This window comes from Klebsiella sp., assembly GCF_027492335.1.
In the GTDB taxonomy this organism is placed as follows: domain Bacteria; phylum Pseudomonadota; class Gammaproteobacteria; order Enterobacterales; family Enterobacteriaceae; genus Klebsiella; species Klebsiella huaxiensis.
On sequence record NZ_JAPUEW010000094.1, the window covers coordinates 55912 to 75723 of the forward strand.

Here is a 19812-nt window from a genome sequence, read left to right on the forward strand (position 1 = left end):
ATGTTTTTAGTCGACTCCCATTGCCACCTTGATGGCCTGGATTATCAAACGCTGCATAAAAATGTGGACGATGTGCTGGCAAAAGCCGCCGCGCGCGATGTGAAGTTTTGCCTTGCGGTTGCCACGACGCTACCAGGGTATCGCAGTATGCGCGAGCTGGTGGGACAGAGTGACAGCGTTGCTTTCTCCTGTGGCGTGCATCCGTTAAATCAGGATGAAGAGTACGACGTCGAGGAGCTGCGCAAACTTGCGGCGGAAGAGGGGGTAGTGGCGATGGGCGAAACCGGGCTGGATTATTTCTACACGCCAGAAACCAAAACACGTCAACAGACGTCGTTCCGCGATCATATTCGTATCGGTCGGGAACTTAACAAGCCGGTTATTGTGCATACTCGTGATGCCCGCGCTGATACGCTGGCAATTTTACGCGAAGAAAAAGTGACGGATTGCGGTGGCGTACTACACTGTTTCACTGAAGATAGGGAGACTGCGGGTAAGCTGCTGGATATGGGGTTCTATATCTCGTTTTCCGGTATTGTAACGTTCCGTAATGCAGAACAGCTGCGCGATGCCGCGCGTTATGTGCCACTTGATCGCCTGTTGGTGGAGACCGATTCGCCGTATCTGGCGCCGGTACCGCACCGTGGTAAAGAGAACCAACCGGCGATGGTTCGTGACGTAGCTGAGTACATGGCCGTTCTGAAAGGTGTCTCGCTGGATACGCTAGCGCAACGGACCACGGAAAACTTTGCAACGCTTTTTCATATTGACCCCGCCCGGCTACAACCTGCCTGATCTTCCTTATTATTTTAAGGCTCGTAATTAATACTCAAAGCGAGTAAAGTTCACCGCCACAAATGGGGCGGTGAAGCTTTTTTGGCAACATTCAGACACGAGTTATGTAAAACAGTGTAAGTTTTTACCTGAAGGCTGATTGAAACGTGATAGCCGTCAAACAATCATTCCGCTAATTATTTTACTCTGTGTAATAAATAAAGGGCGCTTAGACGTCCTGTCCACGGCGCGGTTCTCCCCCCGGGCCAATGCGTGAAAACGTAAAAAAGCACCAAATACTCAGGAGCACTCTCAATTATGTTTAAGAATGCATTTGCTAACCTGCAGAAGGTCGGTAAATCGCTGATGCTACCGGTATCCGTACTGCCTATCGCAGGTATCCTGCTGGGCGTCGGTTCCGCAAACTTCAGCTGGCTGCCAGAAGTCGTTTCACATGTTATGGCAGAAGCGGGCGGTTCGGTCTTCGCCAATATGCCGCTGATTTTCGCTATCGGTGTTGCGTTAGGCTTCACCAATAACGATGGCGTATCTGCGCTGGCATCGGTTGTCGCTTACGGCATCATGGTGAAAACCATGGCGGTGGTAGCGCCTCTGGTTCTGCATTTACCTGCTGAAGAGATTGCGGCTAAACACCTTGCAGATACCGGCGTACTGGGCGGTATTATTGCGGGCGCGATCGCGGCGTACATGTTTAATCGCTTCTACCGTATTAAGCTGCCTGAGTATCTGGGCTTCTTCGCCGGTAAACGTTTCGTGCCGATCATTTCTGGTCTGACCGCGATCTTTATGGGCATCGTGCTCTCCTTCATTTGGCCGCCGATCGGTACTGCTATCCAGACGTTCTCACAGTGGGCTGCTTATCAGAACCCGGTTGTCGCGTTTGGTATCTATGGCTTCATCGAGCGCTGCCTGGTGCCGTTTGGTCTGCACCACATCTGGAACGTTCCTTTCCAGATGCAGATTGGTGAATACACCAACGCAGCAGGCCAGGTATTCCACGGCGATATCCCGCGCTATATGGCAGGCGACCCGACTGCGGGCAAACTGTCCGGCGGCTTCCTGTTCAAAATGTACGGTCTGCCGGCTGCTGCTATTGCCATCTGGCACTCTGCTAAACCAGAAAACCGCGCGAAAGTGGGCGGCATCATGATCTCCGCAGCGTTGACCTCGTTCCTGACCGGTATCACCGAGCCGATCGAGTTCTCCTTCATGTTCGTTGCGCCGATCCTGTACGTCATCCATGCGATTCTGGCAGGTCTGGCATTCCCGATCTGTATCCTGCTGGGTATGCGTGACGGTACGTCGTTCTCTCACGGTCTGATTGACTTTATCGTTCTGTCCGGCAACAGCAGCAAGCTGTGGCTGTTCCCGATTGTCGGCATCTGCTACGCTATCGTTTACTACGTGGTGTTCCGTGTGCTGATTAAAGCGCTGGATCTGAAAACGCCGGGTCGTGAAGATGCCACCGATGACAGTAAAGCTGGCGCAACCAGCGAGATGGCTCCGGCCCTGATTGCAGCCTTCGGCGGTAAAGAAAACATTACTAACCTCGACGCATGTATCACCCGTCTGCGCGTTAGCGTGGCGGATGTAGCGAAAGTTGATCAGGCTGGCCTGAAAAAACTGGGCGCTGCTGGCGTGGTTGTTGCAGGTTCAGGTGTTCAGGCAATCTTCGGTACCAAATCCGATAACCTGAAAACTGAAATGGATGAGTACATCCGCAGCAACTAAGTTGTGATGTGGGGAGACTAAGGCAGCCAAATGGCTGCCTTTTTTAATGGGTCTATACCCGTCATACTTCAAGTTGCTTATGTGTTGGCTACGCTCATTCCCCCCAGTCACATAGTTATCTATGCTCCTGGGAACTCACTCCCTTGCCGCCTTTAAGCAACTCGAATTATTTAGGGTATATAACATAAAAAAGGGAGCCGATTGGCTCCCGAAACATTGACCAGCTATCAGAACTGATAGCTGGCAGTAATGCTAAAGTTGCGCGGTTCGCCGTACACAATCGAGCCGTCGATGTTGGTATCGTAGGTTTTGTCGAACAGGTTATTGACGTTGCCCTGTAAGGCAAAGTTTTTGCTGACCTGGTAACGGGTAAACAAATCCACCAGCGCGTAGCTGCCTTGTTCCGCACGGAAAGTACCGTACGGCGTAACGGTATCCTTGTACACCCGGTTCTGCCAGTTTACGCCGCCGCCAACGGTCAGATCAGGCATCACCGGCAGGCGATAACTGGTGAACAGCTTGACGCTGGTACGCGGCAGATTAGGGTTCACCGCGTTGCCTTCATTATCCTCTGCAACAAAGCGAGTCGCGCCGAAGGTCATCTGCCAGTTATCGATAAGCGCGCCGTTGATTTCGAACTCCACCCCTTTGCTTACGGTACCATTGACGGTTTTATAAGCCGCCTCGCCGTTGCTGCCAGGGATTTGCCCGCCGGTTGCCTGGCCGAGGTTATCCTGTTCGATGCGGAATATGGAGAGGGTGGTGGTCAGGCGGCTGTCCATCCAGTCGGACTTCAGGCCGACTTCATAGTTATTACCGGTAACCGGGGTCAGATATTTACCGGAGCTATCACGCTTATTCTGCGGCTGGAAAACGGAGGTATAGCTGGTGTAGGCCGACCAGTTATCGTTGATGTCGTAAACCAGACCGGCGTACGGCGTAGTATGGTTTTTCTCCATATTATAGGTCAGCGTCTCGATACTCCAATTGTTATAGCGGACGCCAAGGATCAGGTGCAGCGGATCAAGCAGGGAGATACGAGTCGCCGCATATACCGATTTCATTCGCGTGGTATCGTCCTGCGCCAGGCTCTGCGGTCCCCAGTTGGTTTCCGGGAAGCTGGCACTATTAAAGTCATAGAAATTACCGATCTCATCCGGAAATACGTTTGCCCAGGAGCTGAAGTAGCGGTTATTTTGCTTGCTGTAGCTGCCGCCAATCATCAGGTTGTGCTGGCGACCAAACAGGTCGTAGCCGCCATCTGCAAACAAATCCACGGCATCGACTTTACGTTTGCCGCTGTTCCAGCCGGTACCGCCAACGTAGGTAAAGCTCGGACCGTAATTGCCATAAGGACCAACTAGCATCCCGGTCTCTTTATTAACGTACGCGTCTACGTACATCATTTTGCTGTCGAATTTAACCTCTGAATGGGTTGCATTCATGGTCGCCTGCCAGGTATCGGCAAAGCGCTGTTTCAGCGTGACGAAAACTTTGTTGATCTCTTTGTCGTTATAGGCCCAATCAGGGGCTGTGCTATGAGAACGATCGTAGTGGTTTTTGCTGCCATCGGTATTCCAGCGCGGCAGGCCGCCCCATGTTGGGCTATTCACGTCGATACGCTGATATTCGTAGCCTGCGGATAAACTGGTTGAGGTCCCGAGGTCAGCATCAAGAATGCCGGAGAAGAAGGTTTTTTCGCTGTTATAACGATCGAGCCACGAATCATTATTTTGATAGCCAGCGATAATGCGCGCGCGTACGTTACCCTCTTCGGTGAGCGGGCTTTGCATATCAGCAACGTATCGCTGCTTATTCCAGCTACCGTACTCCGCAGAGATATTGCCTTTAAACTCGCGGCTGGTGGCATGTTTACGAATCATGTTGATTGATGCGGCTGGGTTACCCGTACCTGTCAGCAGGCCATTGGCGCCGCGCACGACTTCTACTCGCTCGAACAGTGCCATGTCGGTAAGGGCATCGCCCAGGTTCCAGCGGGATTCAAACCAGGTCGGAATGCCATCAACCATATAGTTATCTATCTGAAAACCACGGGAGTAATAGCTGGTGCGGTCAGAGTCGGCCTGGCTGCTGCTGATCCCGGTAGTGTGGTCCATCACGTCACCCAGAGTTTGCAACTGCTGGTCCTGCATCCGCTGTTCGGTAATGATACTGACCGATTGCGGAATATCGCGTTGGGCCATCTCCATTTTGGTCCCGGCGGAGGTGGTTTTGACGCTGTAATCCTGCTCTTGCGTATCTGAGCCGGTATCTGCGGAACCTTCTACAATAATCGTGTCTTCGGCCTTGCTGACGGCCTGGCTGAGCTGAGGAAAGAGCGCCAACGCTATGCCCATAGCAAGCAGGGACGGTGTGATACGCCCATCCTGGAAGGTGGTGGAGAGAGACATCATAAACCCTTGATCATAAGATAATTATTATTCGCCGGGGCTCTGTGACCGCGGTCGATCGAAAGCGCGTTGCATTCAATGTGAATACAAATGAGAAATATACGCATTAATATTTAAAGTGTAAACAGAAGTAAGCATTGCTCTGAAAAAGTTGGGGGTAGGTTGTTATGACTAACAACTTTCCACAGAGTTATGATTAATCAGTCAGCAGCTAAGTCCTTTGTCGCGTAAGAAAAAACGCTTTCAGGTTGAAAGAGTGGGAGTAACTCGCTCATACTCTTAAGCGAATCCTGTGCATCCGCGTTTATATGCAGGGGCAGGCCAGAGCACGGTATAAAAATTAATAAGGAATCAGTCATGGCAGAAGAAACGATTTTCAGTAAAATCATTCGCCGGGAGATCCCGTCGGATATTGTTTATCAGGACGAGTTGGTCACCGCTTTTCGCGATATCTCTCCGCAGGCACCGACCCATATTCTGATCATTCCTAATATCCTGATTCCAACTGTCAACGATGTAACTACGGAGCATGAACTGGCTCTTGGCCGGATGATGACCGTTGCGGCGAAAATTGCCCGCGACGAGGGGCTGGCTGACGATGGCTACCGTCTGATCGTCAATTGCAATCGCCACGGGGGTCAGGAGGTCTACCATATCCACATGCATCTGCTGGGTGGGCGTCCATTAGGTCCAATGCTGGCCCACAAAGGTTAATACCCATGCGCGCAGCCCATTTCGGCGCACTTCTGGCCGCGACGCTCCTGGTTGGATGCAGCTCGCATCCGGAAATACCGGTCAGCGATCAGCAAAGTCTGGTGATGGAATCTAACGTACTGGCGGCGGGGATTAGCGCTGAAGTACCGACGGTGACCGCCTCAGAGATACAAGCGACGGCGACCACACGACTATTTAATGAGCGCCAGGTACCGGTGACCGTGCACTATCGCTTTTTCTGGTATGACGCCAGAGGGCTGGAGATGCATCCACTTGAACCGGCGCGCAGCATAACGGTTCCCGCGCACTCCTCGATCACGCTTTACGGCAGCGCCAATATTCTGGGGGCGCACAAGGCCCGACTTTATCTTTATCTGTAAGAGGTCATCGTAATGATTAAAATGTGTCGCTATGCACTTGTTACCGCACTGGCGATATTCCTTGCCGGGTGCGTAGGGCCAGGTCAGCAGCCCGCTCCCGTTGAGGAAGCACAGCCAAAACCGCAGCAGCCTGTTCAGCCGCAGCCGACTGTGCCAAGTATTCCTGTGATACCTACGCAGCCAGGCCCAATTGAACATGGCGAGGAGCCAGCGCAACCGGCCCCGCGCGTGCGTCATTATGACTGGAGCAGCGCAGTGCAGCCGATGGTTGGACAAATGCTGCAAGCGGGTGGCGTGACAGCAGGTAGTATTCTGCTGATTGATAGCGTAAACAACCGCACCAACGGCACGTTGAACGCCGCTGAGGCGACAACCGCATTACACAACGCGCTGGCGGGTAACGGGAAATTTACCCTGGTATCGCAGCAGCAGCTTGGCGTCGCCAAACAGCAGCTTGGTCTGTCGCCACAGGATAGCCTCGGCAGCCGCAGTAAGGCGATGGGTATTGCCCGTACCGTTGGCGCACAGTATGTGCTCTATTCCAACGCGACCGGCAACGTCAACTCGCCTGAGCTGAAAATGCAACTGATGCTGGTGCAAACTGGCGAAATTATCTGGTCAGGTAAAGGTGCGGTTCAGCAACAATAAGCTTACGCGCGACGAAGTGCTGTCGCGCTTTTTTCCTTGCTTTTCACCTGTCGCCGCGCTGACTGAAAACGGTCTGAGCGGCGGCAGTTGTGTCATCAGCGATGGTCGACAAAGATTGGTTCTGCGCCAGCCGCATGATGTGCAGGCGCCAATCTGTCATTTTCGTCGCCAGTACCATGTGCTCTCCCGTCTCCCTGCTACGCTTGCTCCGGCTCCGCTTTTTTATTCTCCTGCCTGGATGGTGGTGGAATATTTCATCGGTGATGTGGCAAACGCACTGCCGGAGTGTCCGGCGCTTGCGGGGTTACTGTATCATCTGCATCGCCAACCACGCTTTGGCTGGCGTATTACGCTGAGCCCATTGCTTGAGCTTTACTGGCAGCAGTGCGATTCCGCCCGGCGCACGCCGTTATGGTTACGCTGGCATAAGCAACTGTTGCTACGCGGCGAACCTCGGCCGTTGCGCCTCGCGCCATTACACATGGATGTTCATGCGGGCAATATTGTCCATAGCGAGGGCGGGCTGCGGCTTATTGATTGGGAATATGCCGGGGATGGTGATATCGCGCTGGAGCTGGCTGCGGTATGGATTGAGCCCGTGGCGCACCGCCAGCTAGCGGCAGAGTACGCGAGGCTGGCGCATATTGATGAGCTTCGGCTATGGCGACAAATACAGCGCTGGCGTCCATGGGTACGTCTGCTGATGGCAGGCTGGTATGAGCGACGCTGGCAACAAACCGGCGATCGACAGTTTATTGCGCTGGCGAATGAGATATGGCGTCAGTTAGAGAAAGAATAAAAAGATAAGAGAGGTATGTGTGGGCCCGGTAATGTTGGATGTCGAAGGTTTTGAACTGGATGCGGAAGAGCGTGAGATTCTGGCGCATCCTTTAGTTGGCGGGCTAATCCTGTTTACCCGCAACTACCACGATCCGGCGCAGTTACGCGAGCTGGTTCGCCAGATCCGCGAGGCTTCGCGCAACCATCTGGTGGTGGCGGTTGACCAGGAAGGCGGTCGCGTGCAGCGTTTCCGCGAGGGTTTTACCCGCCTGCCGGCGGCGCAATCCTTTGCCGCGCTGCTCGGCATGGAAGAGGGCGGTAAGCTGGCAGAAGAGGCCGGTTGGTTGATGGCCAGCGAAATGATCGCCATGGATATCGATATTAGCTTTGCGCCGGTGCTGGACGTTGGGCATATCAGCGCTGCCATCGGCGAACGTTCTTATCATGAAGACCCCGACAAAGCGCTGGCGATAGCCCGTCATTTTATTGACGGAATGCACGGTGCGGGAATGAAAACTACCGGTAAGCACTTCCCCGGTCACGGTGCGGTGACCGCAGATTCACACAAAGAGACGCCGCGTGACCCGCGCGCGCAAGCGGAGATTCGTGCTAAAGATATGGCGGTATTCCGCACGCTTATCACTGAGCAGCGGCTGGATGCCATTATGCCCGCTCACGTTATTTACAGCGACGTTGACCCGCGTCCGGCCAGCGGTTCAGCACACTGGCTGAAGACGGTTCTGCGCGGTGAACTGGGCTTTGACGGAGTTATTTTCTCTGACGACCTGTCTATGGAAGGGGCAGCGATTATGGGCAGCTACGCCGAGCGTGGGCAGGCATCGCTGGATGCGGGTTGCGATATGATCCTGGTCTGCAATAATCGTAAAGGTGCGGTCAGCGTGCTGGATAACCTGTCGCCGATCAAAGCAGAGCGTGTTACGAAATTGTATCATAAAGGTTCCTTTAGCCGTCAGGAGTTAAGGGATTCCGCCCGCTGGAAAACGATAAGCGCGCAGCTCGAACAGCTTCATGAGCGCTGGCAAGAGGCGAAATCCGCGTAATAAACCTGAAAGGCATTGTTGTCTGGTGAGGATGCGATGATTATCTATTTACATGGTTTTGACTCAAACAGCCCCGGTAACCATGAGAAGGTGCTTCAGCTTCAGTTTATCGACCCGGATGTCCGGTTGATTAGCTACAGCACGCGGCATCCCAAACATGATATGCAGCACTTGTTAAAAGAAGTCGATAAGATGCTGCAGCTGAGCGCTGACGATCGTCCGCTTATTTGCGGCGTGGGCCTTGGCGGTTTCTGGGCTGAACGGATTGGTTTTCTTTGTGATATCCGTCAGGCCATTCTGAACCCGAATTTGTTCCCCAATGAAAATATGGAAGGTAAGATTGACCGGCCGGAAGAGTATGCTGATATCGCCACTAAGTGCGTGAATAACTTCCGTGAAAAAAATCGCGATCGTTGCCTGGTAGTGCTCTCGCGTCAGGATGAAGCACTGAATAGCCAGCGTTCGGCGGATTTGCTGCATCATTACTACGAGATCATCTGGGATGAAGAGCAGACCCACAAGTTTAAAAATATCTCTCCTCATCTTCAGCGAATAAAAGCCTTCAAAACCCTCGGCTGATCCTCCTCCAGCCCGCAGTGTGAAAACACCGCGGGCTTTTTTTATCCAGTTATGCGGCTGTGCGCTCAAAAAATATGCGGTAAAACTTGATGCATATCAATTTTGGTATGACCAATGCACCGTTCATGTTATTCTCGATCTCGTTGGATGGTTTCATTGCTGTAACCTGCTGTTAATTAAAGGCTATTGTTATAACTTTTAATTAACAATTGGTTAATAATTTTAGGGGGTTGTGTGACTACACCAATGAAAAAAATAGTGATTGTAGGTGGTGGGGCCGGTGGGCTGGAGCTGGCGACTCAGTTGGGTAAAAAGTTGGGTCGTAATAAAAAAGCCAAAATAACGCTGGTCGATCGCAATCATAGCCACCTGTGGAAACCGCTGCTGCATGAAGTGGCAACAGGTTCACTTGATGAAGGTGTAGATGCGCTGAGCTACCTGGCTCATGCCCGCAACCACGGCTTCCAGTTCCAGTTAGGCTCGGTGATGGATATCAACCGCGAAGCGAAGACCATCACCCTTGCCGAAGTGCATAACGAGAAAGGCGAGCTGCTGGTGGCCGAGCGTAAGCTGCCTTATGACACGCTGGTGATGGCGCTGGGCAGTACCTCTAACGACTTTAATACCCCAGGCGTAAAAGAGAACTGTATTTTCCTCGATAATCCACATCAGGCGCGTCGTTTCCACCAGGAAATGCTGGATCTGTTCCTTAAGTATTCAGCGAATCTTGGTGCGAACGGTAAGGTGAATATCGCCATCGTTGGCGGCGGCGCGACCGGCGTGGAGCTGTCTGCTGAACTGCACAATGCGGTAAAACAGCTGCACAGCTACGGCTATAAAGGGCTGACCAACGAAGCGCTGAACGTGACGCTGGTGGAAGCCGGGGAGCGTATTCTGCCTGCACTGCCGCCGCGCATTTCTGGCGCTGCGCACAGCGAGCTGACCAAGCTTGGCGTTCGCGTGTTGACTAAAACCATGGTCACCAGCGCCGATGCTAACGGTCTGCACACCAAAGACGGTGAATTTATTGACGCTGACCTGATGGTCTGGGCGGCAGGGATTAAAGCACCGGACTTTATGAAAGAGATTGGTGGTCTGGAAACCAACCGTATCAATCAGCTGGTGGTTGAGCCGACGTTACAAACGACACGCGATCAGGATATCTACGCAATCGGCGACTGTGCGTCATGCGCCCGTCCTGAAGGGGGCTTTGTCCCACCGCGCGCTCAGGCTGCCCATCAGATGGCAACCTGCGCTCTGCACAATATCCTGGCGCAAATCAAAGGTAAGCCGCTGAAATCTTATACTTATAAAGATCACGGTTCGCTGGTGTCGCTCTCCAACTACTCCACCGTCGGTAGCCTGATGGGCAACCTGATGCGCGGCTCAATGATGATCGAAGGGCGCATTGCGCGTTTCGTGTATATCTCTCTGTACCGCATGCACCAGATTGCGCTGCACGGCTACTTTAAAACCGGCCTGATGATGCTGGTTGGGCGTATCAACCGTATTATTCGTCCGCGTCTGAAGCTGCATTAATGACCGACGGGCGGCAGAACCTGATGGTTTTGCCGCCCGGTGTATCTATAGCTCAATTCCAGAATATCCTTCTGCCTTATCCCCTAAACCTTCTCGGATTCCTCTGAATCCTGCTATTTTCCTGTATTTTTAATCCGCTTCTTATTTGCATGCCCTGTGTCCCGATCGCAGAATTACAGGCAATAGCAATGAAGGAGGATCTCCCGTGAATAAATCGATGTTGGCGGGTATAGGAATTGGCGTGGCCGCCGCGCTGGGCGTTGCAGCCGTTGCCGGTCTTAACGTGTTAGATCGTGGCCCACAATACGCGCAGGTGGTGTCCAGTACGCCGATAAAAGAGAGCGTTAAAACGCCACGTCAGGAGTGCCGAAACGTCACCGTGACCCATCGTCGCCCGGTGCAGGATGAAAACCGTATCGCGGGTTCCGTATTAGGTGCAGTCGCCGGTGGCGTTATTGGCCATCAGTTTGGCGGCGGACGCGGTCGTGATGTTGCTACCGTGGTCGGTGCGCTGGGCGGCGGCTACGCCGGTAACCAGATACAGGGATCGATGCAGGAAGGGGATACCTACACCACTACCCAGCAGCGCTGCAAAACGGTGTACGACAAATCGGAAAAAATGCTCGGTTATGACGTCACTTATAAAATCGGCGACCAGCAGGGTAAAATCCGCATGGATCGCGACCCCGGGACGCAAATTCCGCTGGACGGTAACGGCCAGCTGATTCTGACGAATAAAGCGTAAAAAAGACGTTTATTTCTATTAGCCCCTCAGTTTGAGGGGCTTTTTTATCAGAAGCTCAGAGCGTAGTTCAGGCCAAAGGTGCGACCGCGACCTTTGTACTCATATAAAGAGCTGCTGCCGTAGGTTGGGCTGTAAAGCAGCGGTGCGCGCTGGCCCCAGATAGTGACATAGTCTTCATTGAGCAGGTTTTCGATGCTGAAGGTTAGCTTGCCGAGAGGAAGCGCGTAGCTGCCGATAAAGTCCACGGTGTTATAGCCATCAAGTTTATTGCCGCTGGCATCGCTGATATCAAATACCTGTTGGCTTTGTACCCGTAGCGACCACGGTTCCGGTGCCCAGCCAACCCAGGCCGTCGCCTTTGATGGTGAGGCGAGCGTCACATCCCACTTCTGCCAGCTGCCGTTGCTCTTCACCTGAGATTTCAGCACGTTAAAGTTAGCCCCGGCGCTCCAGTCGCTGTTCGGGAAGAAGTAATCCACTGCGCCCTCAACGCCATAAATACGGCGTTTGTCAGACTCGACGTCGATAGTCATATCGGTACGGTTAACGACGATGGTCTTATCTGAGGTGGAGTAATAAGCCGCCAGCTGAGTGCGTAGATTATCACCGGTGTAGCGCCAGCCGAGCTCGTAAGAGTTGACTTTAATTCCCTGCAATGGCGAATCGCCAACGTTAACGCTTGAAAGCAGAGGCAGATGACCGTTAACCGCTGCGCCATATTTGCCAATGCCGTAATATTTGCCCGGATCCGGCAGCTCAACGCCCTGGGAGAAGTTAAACCAGGTCTGCTGACGGTCGGTAAGATGAGCAACAATCCCGGCGTTAAATAAGAAGTTGTCGTAATCGGTTTTACCACCCGGAATCGCATCCGCCGAGCTGACTTTGCCGTTGGCGACATCCTGCTGCTGGGCGTAGCCGACAAAATCATCGACCTTATTTTCCGTCCACTGGTAGCGCACACCGCCGCTAATCGTGAAGATATCGTTCAGGTCATAGCTGGACTGCAGGAAAGGTGCCAGGTTGGTAATGCTGTAGCTCGGATAACGACCGGTAGTATAAATCGACTGATTATTCAGGCCGCCGGAAGGCATCGATTGCCCCAGGTCGAAGAACATCTGGTTGGCGTTGAAGGTTTCGTGATCGGCATCCAGTCCCCAGGTCAGATCCCAGCCGTCCAGCGGCTGGCTATTCAGGGTTATCTTCGCGCCATATTGATCGGTATCCTGCTTTGAGGAAGAGAAGCTGCTGACCTGGCCTTTACTTAGCGTAGGGAAGGGGTAAAAGGTCAGGGATTCATCACGATAATAGACCTGGCTGACCAGGTTCTGACCAAAGAAGTCAGCATCGGAATATTGCAGACTAATCAGGTGGCGTTCGGTGCCGGGGACGCGGTCGGAATTAAGCCCGTCAGTGGTGAAGGCTTTACCGTCGCCGGTCACCGCCGACATATTTTTCCCCAGATACAGTCCGTAGTCGTCGCCCTGACTTTTATAGTACTGCGTAACTAGCTGCAGCTGACGGTTATCGTCAATTTCAATGGTGCCTGTACCCATCACGTCCAGGCGGTCGGAATGCTGGAGGCCTGTCTGGGTATTATCGAGGATAAGCGCATCGTTGTTGCCGTCATACCAGCCGCCAAAGCGTTGATAGGCTACGGACAAGCGGCCAGATGCGTGGTCGGTTCCACCACTCACCGCCGCCGCGACGCGCTCATCATGATCGTTACTATTAGCAAAGCCGGTTTTGCCGCCCAGTTCCAGATCGACCTGGCGCTCCTGTTGGCCCTTTTTGGTGACGATATTGATAAGACCGCCGGTACTGCCGCCGCCGTACAGCGATGTTGCCCCGGAGATCACTTCGATGTGCTCAATGTTGAAAGGATCGATAGAGTCGAGCTGACGGCTGTCGGTACGGGAAGAGTTAAGGCGAACGCCGTCAATCAGCACCACGATCGCGCGACCGCGCATATTCATGCCGTAGTTAGTACGTCCCTGGCTGCCGACGTCGATGCCGGGGATCAGCTGCGCCAGGACATCTTTGAACTCTTTACCGCCCTGAACCTGTTGTTCAATTTCCTGGCCTTCGATAACCCAGGTGGTCTGGGCCATTTCAGCGACGGTACGGTGTGTACGGTTGGCGCTGACGATCATGTTGTCATCAGCGGCCCAGGCGGGGAGGGCGGTTGCCAGCAGCAGTGGGTTAAGCACCCAGAGACGCGTTTTCATGCTCATTCCTTTTATGAGTTTACGATATCGTTGTTTTAGTTTTCCGGTACGGGCGCACCGGTTGTTACAAGGTGAAATAAACAGAAATGTTTAAGGCTGAAGTTTGCCCGTATTGATTATTGTTATCAATATCATTTACGTGAAATGTGCAAATAACCTATTGAAAGCATTACTTAATGTGCGGGTAATTAGGGGGGTGACCGACGGAGGAGCCATCGGTCAAAGAGAGATTTAGTGCTGAAGAACCTGCGGCCAAAGACGCATCGTGGTCTCGGCAATTTGCATGATTTTAGTGAAATCTGCACCTTCGCGGGCGCTGATTGACATGCCCTGCAATACGCAGCTTAAGAACTGCGCCAATTGGCTCACGTCGCCGTCAGACGGAAGTTCGCCGCGTATCTGCCGCTGCTGTAGAAATTGCGTCAATGCCTGTTCCTGCATGGCATGCCGCGATTTAAGTGTATTGGCGATATCGGTAGACGAGGCCGCCAGCGCTGCAGAGGCGTTGACCATAAAGCAGCCTGCGGGCGTTTCTTTGCTGGTAAAGCAGGTGGCGACAGCGGTGAAATAATCGCGCAATGCCTGATCGACGGTTTTGCCCTCATCAAACAGCAATGCTTCGTGTTTGGCGGCAAAGCGAGAGATGTAGCGATCCAGCACTGCGCGAAACAACCCCTCTTTATTCACGAATTCTGCATAGAGCGTTGGCGCTTTTGCGCCCGTCGCCTCCACCAGATCGGCGAGAGAGGTGGCTTCATAGCCGTGCTGCCAGAAGAGTGTCATGGCCTTATCCAGCGCCGCGTCCCTGTCGAACACTTTAGGTCGGCCACGGCTTTTTTTTACACAACCCTGAACGTCAGTTGTCATGGTGCCGTTGTACCTGTGTTGGTTTGTTGAAAGGCCATTATAAAAATAAACGTCATAGGCTGCCAGTGATGTCGCTCTAAAAATAAATAATTCATATATGTATGAATTTTAAGTTTTTTATAAATAGTTAAACGGTCGTTATAAAAATGGTTTGACGTGTGATGTGGATCACATTATTATTTACCTATCGATCGTTAAGTTAATTCGTTCGACCCTACAAAAACATTCATCTGCATAGGTATAATAATCATGAAAAACGTTAAAACATTGGCCATCGCCGCTGTTCTTAGCTCGCTCTCTTTCGCAAGCTTTGCCGCTGTTGAAGTTCAGTCAACCCCGGCAGGCCAGCATAAAATTGGCACCGTTTCCGCTTCCGCCGGGACCAACCTGGGTTCTCTGGAAGATCAGCTGGCGCAAAAGGCTGAAGAAATGGGCGCAAGCTCTTATCGTATTACTTCGGTAACCGGTCCTAACACCCTTCACGGGACTGCGGTTATCTACAAATAATTTTTTGTACCCTGTCATGCCACTGACAAAACGCGGACCTGACCCCTTCAGCAGCCCGCGTTAGCAAGAAATATGTTGTACCCTGTTTGATTATTGCTACAAAAAAACCGCCAGCACGTTTGTGTCAGGCGGTTTTTTTATATCTGCTTTCAGGAGGCTATAGCGACTGCGTGCTGCCACCATGGTGACGCGTCACGTCAACCGGCATACCTGAACGCAGCGTCATTGCGCGTTCCATAACATCCTCATCGGTTAACTGGGTCTGCTTAAAGGCCTGCATGCTGTCGTTAAGCGTAATAGGCAGCGTCTGCGGATCGTCATCAATGTGTTTGGACAGCGGCTGGTGAATTTCAACCAGACGTGTACCGTTCGGCTCGACAGAGGCTTTAATCGGCGTATTGATAATGGTGACCTTAGTGCCCGGCGTTATCTTGCTATACAACGTTTTGATATCGTCATCACGCAGGCGGATGCAGCCGGAGCTGACGCGCATACCGATGCCGAAATCAGCGTTAGTGCCGTGAAGCAGATAGACGCCGCCGTAGGCTGCCAGACGAATGGCGTGGTGGCCCATCGGGTTATCTGGCCCGGCAGGCATGACGGCGGGCAGGTCAATGCCCATTGCTTTATAGCGGGCGCGAATATTGGCCGTAGGCGTCCAGGTCGGGTTTGCACGCTTGTCGGAAACGGTAGTGACCATCGTTGGCGTAATGGTATCGCCGCCCAACTGACCAATGCCGATAGGATAGACAGTGACCTCGCTTTTACCCGGCGGATAGTAGTAGAGGCGCAGCTCGGCCAGGTTAAGGACTAACCCTTCGCGCGGCGCTTCAGGTAACAGGGTTTGTAGCGGAATCGTCAGCACGCTGCCCGCTCGCGGAACGTAAGGATCAACGCCAGGGTTCGCCTGTAGCAGTGCCAGAAAACCGACATTGTACTTTTTGGCAATGGCTTCCAGGGAACCGCCGTTATTTTCGACGACGTGAAACTGATTTTGCCCAACCAGCCGGCTGCCCGGAGGCGGCAGCGGCCAGGTATTTGCGCGGGCGGGTAGCGCCAGCGCGGCGGCGATGACAATCATCCCCAACCAAATTGAAATACGCGAAAAGCTTTTCATCACGCTAATTCCATATAATGTAAGTGGTTATTTTTATACGTAAAGTCTTGCGCATTATGGCGTAGCGAGTGTTGGGAAGTGCAGAGGAATTGCAAAATGTTTGTAAATTTTGCAGAGCATGTTGGAGGGGCGGGACACGGCGTCCTGGCCGTATCCCGTATCCCGCTAAGCGGTGGCGTTTTCTTCCAGTTGACGCATAAACTGACGCACCCAGTCCATCCGCGTTTTACGCTCGGCAAGGTCCTGCATAAACTTCAGACGCGTCGGGCCATCAAGTCGATAGTGCTGAGGCTGTTTCTGCAATAAGCCAATTAGCCACATGGGGTTAACGTGATTCTTCTCGTTAAACTCAACGGTACCGCCTTTTTCGTTGCTCTCCAGTTTGCGGATCCCTAGCTTCTGCGCCTGCTGGCGTAAACGGGCGATATCGAGCAGGTTTCTTGCCGGATCCGGCAGTTGGCCGAAGCGATCGATAAGCTCAACCTTGATCTCCTCCAGCTCGTTTTCATTTTTCGCGCTGGCAATGCGCTTGTAGAACGACAGGCGAGTATTCACGTCCGGGATAAAGTCGTCCGGAAGCAGTGACGGCATCCGTAACTCAACTTCCGTCTGCTGGCTGGTGAGATCTTCCAGAGAGGGTTCGCGCCCGGCTTTCAGGGCATCGACGGCGTTTTCCAGCAGCTCCATATACAGCGAGAAGCCGATGGTTTCCATGGAACCGCTCTGGTCTTCACCCAGCAGTTCACCCGCGCCGCGAATTTCGAGATCATGGGTCGCCAGCGCAAACCCGGCGCCGAGATCTTCCAGCGACGCGATAGCCTCAAGGCGTTTTTGCGCATCGGTAGTCATCGCTTTCGGATGTGGCGTCAGCAGCCAGGCATAGGCCTGATGGTGCGAACGACCAACACGACCGCGCAGTTGGTGCAACTGCGCCAGACCAAAGTGGTCGGCGCGTTCGATAATAATGGTGTTGGCGGTGGGAATGTCGATCCCGGTTTCGATGATGGTGGTGCACACCAGCACGTTAAAGCGCTGGTGGTGGAAATCATTCATCACTCGCTCCAGCTCACGCTCGCGCATCTGCCCGTGGCCGATGGCGATACGTGCTTCCGGTACCAACTCTGCCAGCTTGTCTGCCGCTTTCTGGATGTTTTCGACATCATTAAAGAGATAGTAAACCTGGCCGCCGCGCAGCACTTCGCGCAGGATAGCCTCACGCACCACCAGAGCATCATATTCGCGCACAAAGGTTTTGACCGCCAGACGGCGGGCGGGCGGCGTAGCAATAATCGACAAATCGCGCATCCCGCTCATCGCCATATTCAGAGTTCGCGGAATCGGCGTCGCGGTCAGGGTCAGGATATCGACATCGGCGCGCATTGCCTTGATGCGCTCTTTGTGGCGCACGCCGAAGCGGTGCTCTTCATCGACAATTAGCAGGCCAAGATCGCGCAGCTTAACGTCCGGTTGCAGCAGCTTATGGGTACCGATAAGTATGTCGACTTTCCCTTCAGCGACCTGTTCGAGGATCTGCGCCTGTTCTTTGGCGCTTCTGAAACGCGAGAGCATCTCGATGCGCACCGGCCAGTTGGCGAAGCGATCGCGGAAGTTATCAAAGTGCTGCTGGGCGAGCAGGGTGGTCGGCACCAGCACCGCCACCTGCTTATGGTTTTCAACCGCCAGAAAAGCGGCGCGCATGGCGACTTCAGTTTTACCAAAGCCGACATCGCCACAGACCAGACGGTCCATCGCCAGCGGCTGGCACATATCGCTTAACACGGCGTTGATGGCCTGCGCCTGATCAGGCGTGGTTTCGAACGGGAAGCCGTCGCAGAATAGCTGGTACTGCTCTTTATCATGTTTAAACGCGTAGCCTGCTTTTGCTGCTCGTTGGGCGTAAATATCCAGCAGCTCGGCGGCTACATCGCGCACCTTCTCGGCGGCTTTCTGCCGCGCGCGCGCCCAAACGTCGCCGCCCAGTTTATGCAGCGGCGCGTTCTCTTCCGCGCCACCGGCGTAGCGGCTAATCAAATGCAGCGACGACACCGGCACGTACAGTTTGGCGTCGTTGGCGTAGGTCAGCATCAGGTATTCGCCATTAATGCCGCCCGCTTCAAGGGTTGTCATTCCGGCGTAGCGGCCTACGCCATGCTCAAGATGCACCACCGGCTGGCCAATATGCAGCTCCGCCAGGTTGCGGATCAAGGTGTCCGGGTTAATGGTGCGCCGTGAATCCTGGCGGCGACGGGCAACGCGTTCGCCCAGAAGGTCACTTTCACAAATCAGCGCCAGGTTACGCTGGCTGTCGATAAAACCATGTTCCGCCGCGCCAATCATCAGGTAGCGGCCATTACCGGTAGCGTCTTCAAGGCGTTGAATATATTTCGGCGCCACCTTAATCCGCGCCAGCATTTCGCCCAGCGTTTCGCGACGGCCTTCGCTTTCCACAGAGAAAATCACTGGCCCGCTGAAGGATTCAAGGAAGCGGCGCAGGTTATCCAGCGGCGCTTTGTTCTGCGCCTGAATTGCCAGTTCGGGTAATGTCTGATAACCGAGGTTGGTATTGGCGGCTTTCTCCGCCAGACGCTCGGTTTTAAGCTGCACGCGCGGCCATTTTTTTAGCTCGCTAAACAGCTCATCGCTACGCAGCCAAAGTTGTTCCGGCGGCAGAAGCGGGCGCATTGGATCGACGCCGCGATTTTCAAAGCGGGCGCGGGTTTCATTCTGGAATCGTTCGGCGCTGGCCTCCAGATCGCCAGTATTCACAATCAGCGTTTTGGCCGGGAAATAGCTGAACAGCGGCGGTAGCGGCTCGTTAAAAAACAGCGGCTGCCAGTATTCGATCCCCGCCGGCAGTGTGCCTTTACTGACTTGCTGGTAAATATGTTCGGCGTCGCGTTTCACGTCGAAGCGGTCGCGCCATTGGCTGCGGAAAAGTTCGATAGCGGCCTGGTCAATCGGAAATTCATGCGCAGGTAGCAAATTAATGGCGACGACTTCTTCCAGTGTGCGCTGGCTGTCGACGTCAAACAGACGCAGGCTGTCGATTTCGTCATCAAAAAAGTCAAGGCGATAAGGCTGCTCGCTACCCATTGGGTACAGGTCAAGCAGCGCCCCGCGCGTGGCGTATTCACCGTGCTCCATCACCTGATCGACATGGCGATAACCGGCGCTATCAAGCTGCGAACGCAGCGCATCCCGCGATAGACGTTGGCCTTTTTTCATCACCAGCGCATGACCATGAAGGAAATTATGCGGGCAGACGCGCTGCATCAGGGTGCTGACCGGAACGATCAACATGCCGCGTTCCATGGTCGGAAGCTGATAAAGGGTGGCGAGACGGGAAGAGATAATATCCTGGTGCGGCGAGAAGCTGTCGTAGGGGAGCGTTTCCCAGTCCGCCAGGCCAGCCACCATGCTGTCGGTAAACTGCCTGATTTCATCATTCAGCCGCAGAGCGTTTTGCATGTCCGGGGTGATAAGGATCACCGGTCCGGCGTGACGCTCGGCCATTTCCGCCACCAGCGTCGCGCAGGCCGCGCCGGTAAGTTCGCCAAGCTGGCGCTGATCGCCGGCTTTGACCGGCAGAGAGTATCGGTTTTGTTCAGGCATAGACGGTATCATAATCTCTTGGGGATTCGCTCTGCCGATATGGAGGGCAACTCGCTGATATTCAATAGTGTGATTATCCGCGATCGACCTGGATTCGCCAA

At 53.6% G+C, this 19812-nt stretch carries 17 protein-coding genes; 11 read left to right on the forward strand and 6 right to left on the reverse strand.

The genetic code is table 11. The features are described from left to right. Positions 1 to 795 (forward strand): metal-dependent hydrolase, encoded by a 795-nt coding sequence (locus QVF11_RS26105; protein WP_112216816.1) that lies wholly within the window; start codon positions 1 to 3, stop codon positions 793 to 795. A gap of 297 nt (positions 796 to 1092) precedes the next feature. Then, the gene (ptsG, locus tag QVF11_RS26110) at positions 1093 to 2526 is read left to right on the forward strand and encodes a PTS glucose transporter subunit IIBC (protein ID WP_112216815.1); all 1434 of its coding nucleotides are present in this window, start codon (positions 1093 to 1095) and stop codon (positions 2524 to 2526) included. A gap of 227 nt (positions 2527 to 2753) precedes the next feature. On the opposite strand, the gene fhuE is transcribed toward ptsG, so the two are convergent. Next, complete coding sequence (gene fhuE / locus QVF11_RS26115; RefSeq protein WP_287860660.1) at positions 2754 to 4937, reverse strand: ferric-rhodotorulic acid/ferric-coprogen receptor FhuE; 2184 nt, start codon at positions 4935 to 4937, stop codon at positions 2754 to 2756. A 357-nt stretch (positions 4938 to 5294) separates the two neighbouring features. On the opposite strand from fhuE, the gene hinT reads away from it, so the two are divergent. The 8 genes from hinT (at position 5295) to QVF11_RS26155 (ending at position 11383) form a co-directional block, all read left to right on the forward strand. Next, complete coding sequence (gene hinT, locus QVF11_RS26120) at positions 5295 to 5651, forward strand: purine nucleoside phosphoramidase (RefSeq protein WP_041144975.1); 357 nt, start codon at positions 5295 to 5297, stop codon at positions 5649 to 5651. A gap of 5 nt (positions 5652 to 5656) precedes the next feature. Next, entirely contained in the window at positions 5657 to 6031 is a 375-nt protein-coding gene (locus QVF11_RS26125; RefSeq protein WP_112216813.1) for a YcfL family protein, read from the forward strand. Between the two features lie 21 nt (positions 6032 to 6052). Continuing rightward, positions 6053 to 6679, forward strand: coding sequence for a penicillin-binding protein activator LpoB (lpoB, locus tag QVF11_RS26130; protein WP_167492879.1), 627 nt, complete (start codon positions 6053 to 6055; stop codon positions 6677 to 6679). Beyond that, positions 6660 to 7478 (forward strand): thiamine kinase, encoded by an 819-nt coding sequence (gene thiK, locus QVF11_RS26135; RefSeq protein WP_287860502.1) that lies wholly within the window; start codon positions 6660 to 6662, stop codon positions 7476 to 7478. The genes lpoB and thiK overlap by 20 nt, the downstream gene beginning before the upstream one ends. Positions 7479 to 7509: 31 nt before the next feature. Then, on the forward strand, positions 7510 to 8520 hold the full coding sequence (gene nagZ, locus QVF11_RS26140) for a beta-N-acetylhexosaminidase (RefSeq protein ID WP_167492783.1): 1011 nt from the start codon (positions 7510 to 7512) through the stop codon (positions 8518 to 8520). 36 nt (positions 8521 to 8556) lie between these two features. Then, on the forward strand, positions 8557 to 9099 hold the full coding sequence (gene ycfP, locus QVF11_RS26145; protein ID WP_112216810.1) for an alpha/beta hydrolase YcfP: 543 nt from the start codon (positions 8557 to 8559) through the stop codon (positions 9097 to 9099). A gap of 234 nt (positions 9100 to 9333) precedes the next feature. Further along, positions 9334 to 10638, forward strand: a complete 1305-nt coding sequence (locus tag QVF11_RS26150; protein WP_139537798.1) for an NAD(P)/FAD-dependent oxidoreductase — start codon at positions 9334 to 9336, stop codon at positions 10636 to 10638. Positions 10639 to 10843: 205 nt separating this feature from the next. Beyond that, positions 10844 to 11383, forward strand: a complete 540-nt coding sequence (locus tag QVF11_RS26155; protein ID WP_112216808.1) for a glycine zipper 2TM domain-containing protein — start codon at positions 10844 to 10846, stop codon at positions 11381 to 11383. Between the two features lie 47 nt (positions 11384 to 11430). Here the strand turns inward: QVF11_RS26155 and QVF11_RS26160 are convergent, their stop codons facing one another. From QVF11_RS26160 to QVF11_RS26170, 3 genes are all read right to left on the reverse strand, one after another. Continuing rightward, on the reverse strand, positions 11431 to 13608 hold the full coding sequence (locus tag QVF11_RS26160) for a TonB-dependent siderophore receptor (RefSeq protein ID WP_287860512.1): 2178 nt from the start codon (positions 13606 to 13608) through the stop codon (positions 11431 to 11433). 231 nt (positions 13609 to 13839) lie between these two features. Continuing rightward, on the reverse strand, positions 13840 to 14475 hold the full coding sequence (locus tag QVF11_RS26165; RefSeq protein WP_112216806.1) for a TetR/AcrR family transcriptional regulator: 636 nt from the start codon (positions 14473 to 14475) through the stop codon (positions 13840 to 13842). Beyond that, entirely contained in the window at positions 14472 to 14600 is a 129-nt protein-coding gene (locus tag QVF11_RS26170; protein ID WP_287860665.1) for a hypothetical protein, read from the reverse strand. Before QVF11_RS26170 ends, QVF11_RS26165 begins: the two co-directional genes overlap by 4 nt. A gap of 124 nt (positions 14601 to 14724) precedes the next feature. Here QVF11_RS26170 and bhsA point away from each other — a divergent pair, with 124 nt between their 5' ends. Then, positions 14725 to 14982 (forward strand): multiple stress resistance protein BhsA, encoded by a 258-nt coding sequence (bhsA, locus tag QVF11_RS26175; protein ID WP_110277139.1) that lies wholly within the window; start codon positions 14725 to 14727, stop codon positions 14980 to 14982. Between the two features lie 157 nt (positions 14983 to 15139). On the opposite strand, the gene ldtC is transcribed toward bhsA, so the two are convergent. Together ldtC and mfd are read right to left on the reverse strand one after the other, a co-directional pair. Further along, the gene (gene ldtC / locus QVF11_RS26180) at positions 15140 to 16099 is read right to left on the reverse strand and encodes a L,D-transpeptidase LdtC (RefSeq protein WP_112216805.1); all 960 of its coding nucleotides are present in this window, start codon (positions 16097 to 16099) and stop codon (positions 15140 to 15142) included. Positions 16100 to 16264: 165 nt separating this feature from the next. Beyond that, a complete protein-coding gene (gene mfd, locus QVF11_RS26185; RefSeq protein ID WP_287860518.1) occupies positions 16265 to 19711 on the reverse strand; it encodes a transcription-repair coupling factor in 3447 nt (1148 codons plus the stop codon). Positions 19712 to 19812: the final 101 nt, after the last annotated feature.

Bases quoted from the DNA above. Each gene is read 5' to 3' on its own strand.
- QVF11_RS26105 (WP_112216816.1), top strand. From the start codon at position 1: ATGTTTTTAGTCGACTCCCATTGCCACCTTGATGGCCTGGATTATCAA.
- ptsG (WP_112216815.1), top strand. From the start codon at position 1,093: ATGTTTAAGAATGCATTTGCTAACCTGCAGAAGGTCGGTAAATCGCTG.
- fhuE (WP_287860660.1), bottom strand. From the start codon at position 4,937: ATGTCTCTCTCCACCACCTTCCAGGATGGGCGTATCACACCGTCCCTG.
- hinT (WP_041144975.1), top strand. From the start codon at position 5,295: ATGGCAGAAGAAACGATTTTCAGTAAAATCATTCGCCGGGAGATCCCG.
- QVF11_RS26125 (WP_112216813.1), top strand. From the start codon at position 5,657: ATGCGCGCAGCCCATTTCGGCGCACTTCTGGCCGCGACGCTCCTGGTT.
- lpoB (WP_167492879.1), top strand. From the start codon at position 6,053: ATGTGTCGCTATGCACTTGTTACCGCACTGGCGATATTCCTTGCCGGG.
- nagZ (WP_167492783.1), top strand. From the start codon at position 7,510: ATGTTGGATGTCGAAGGTTTTGAACTGGATGCGGAAGAGCGTGAGATT.
- ycfP (WP_112216810.1), top strand. From the start codon at position 8,557: ATGATTATCTATTTACATGGTTTTGACTCAAACAGCCCCGGTAACCAT.
- QVF11_RS26160 (WP_287860512.1), bottom strand. From the start codon at position 13,608: ATGAAAACGCGTCTCTGGGTGCTTAACCCACTGCTGCTGGCAACCGCC.
- QVF11_RS26165 (WP_112216806.1), bottom strand. From the start codon at position 14,475: ATGACAACTGACGTTCAGGGTTGTGTAAAAAAAAGCCGTGGCCGACCT.
- bhsA (WP_110277139.1), top strand. From the start codon at position 14,725: ATGAAAAACGTTAAAACATTGGCCATCGCCGCTGTTCTTAGCTCGCTC.
- ldtC (WP_112216805.1), bottom strand. From the start codon at position 16,099: ATGAAAAGCTTTTCGCGTATTTCAATTTGGTTGGGGATGATTGTCATC.
- mfd (WP_287860518.1), bottom strand. From the start codon at position 19,711: ATGCCTGAACAAAACCGATACTCTCTGCCGGTCAAAGCCGGCGATCAG.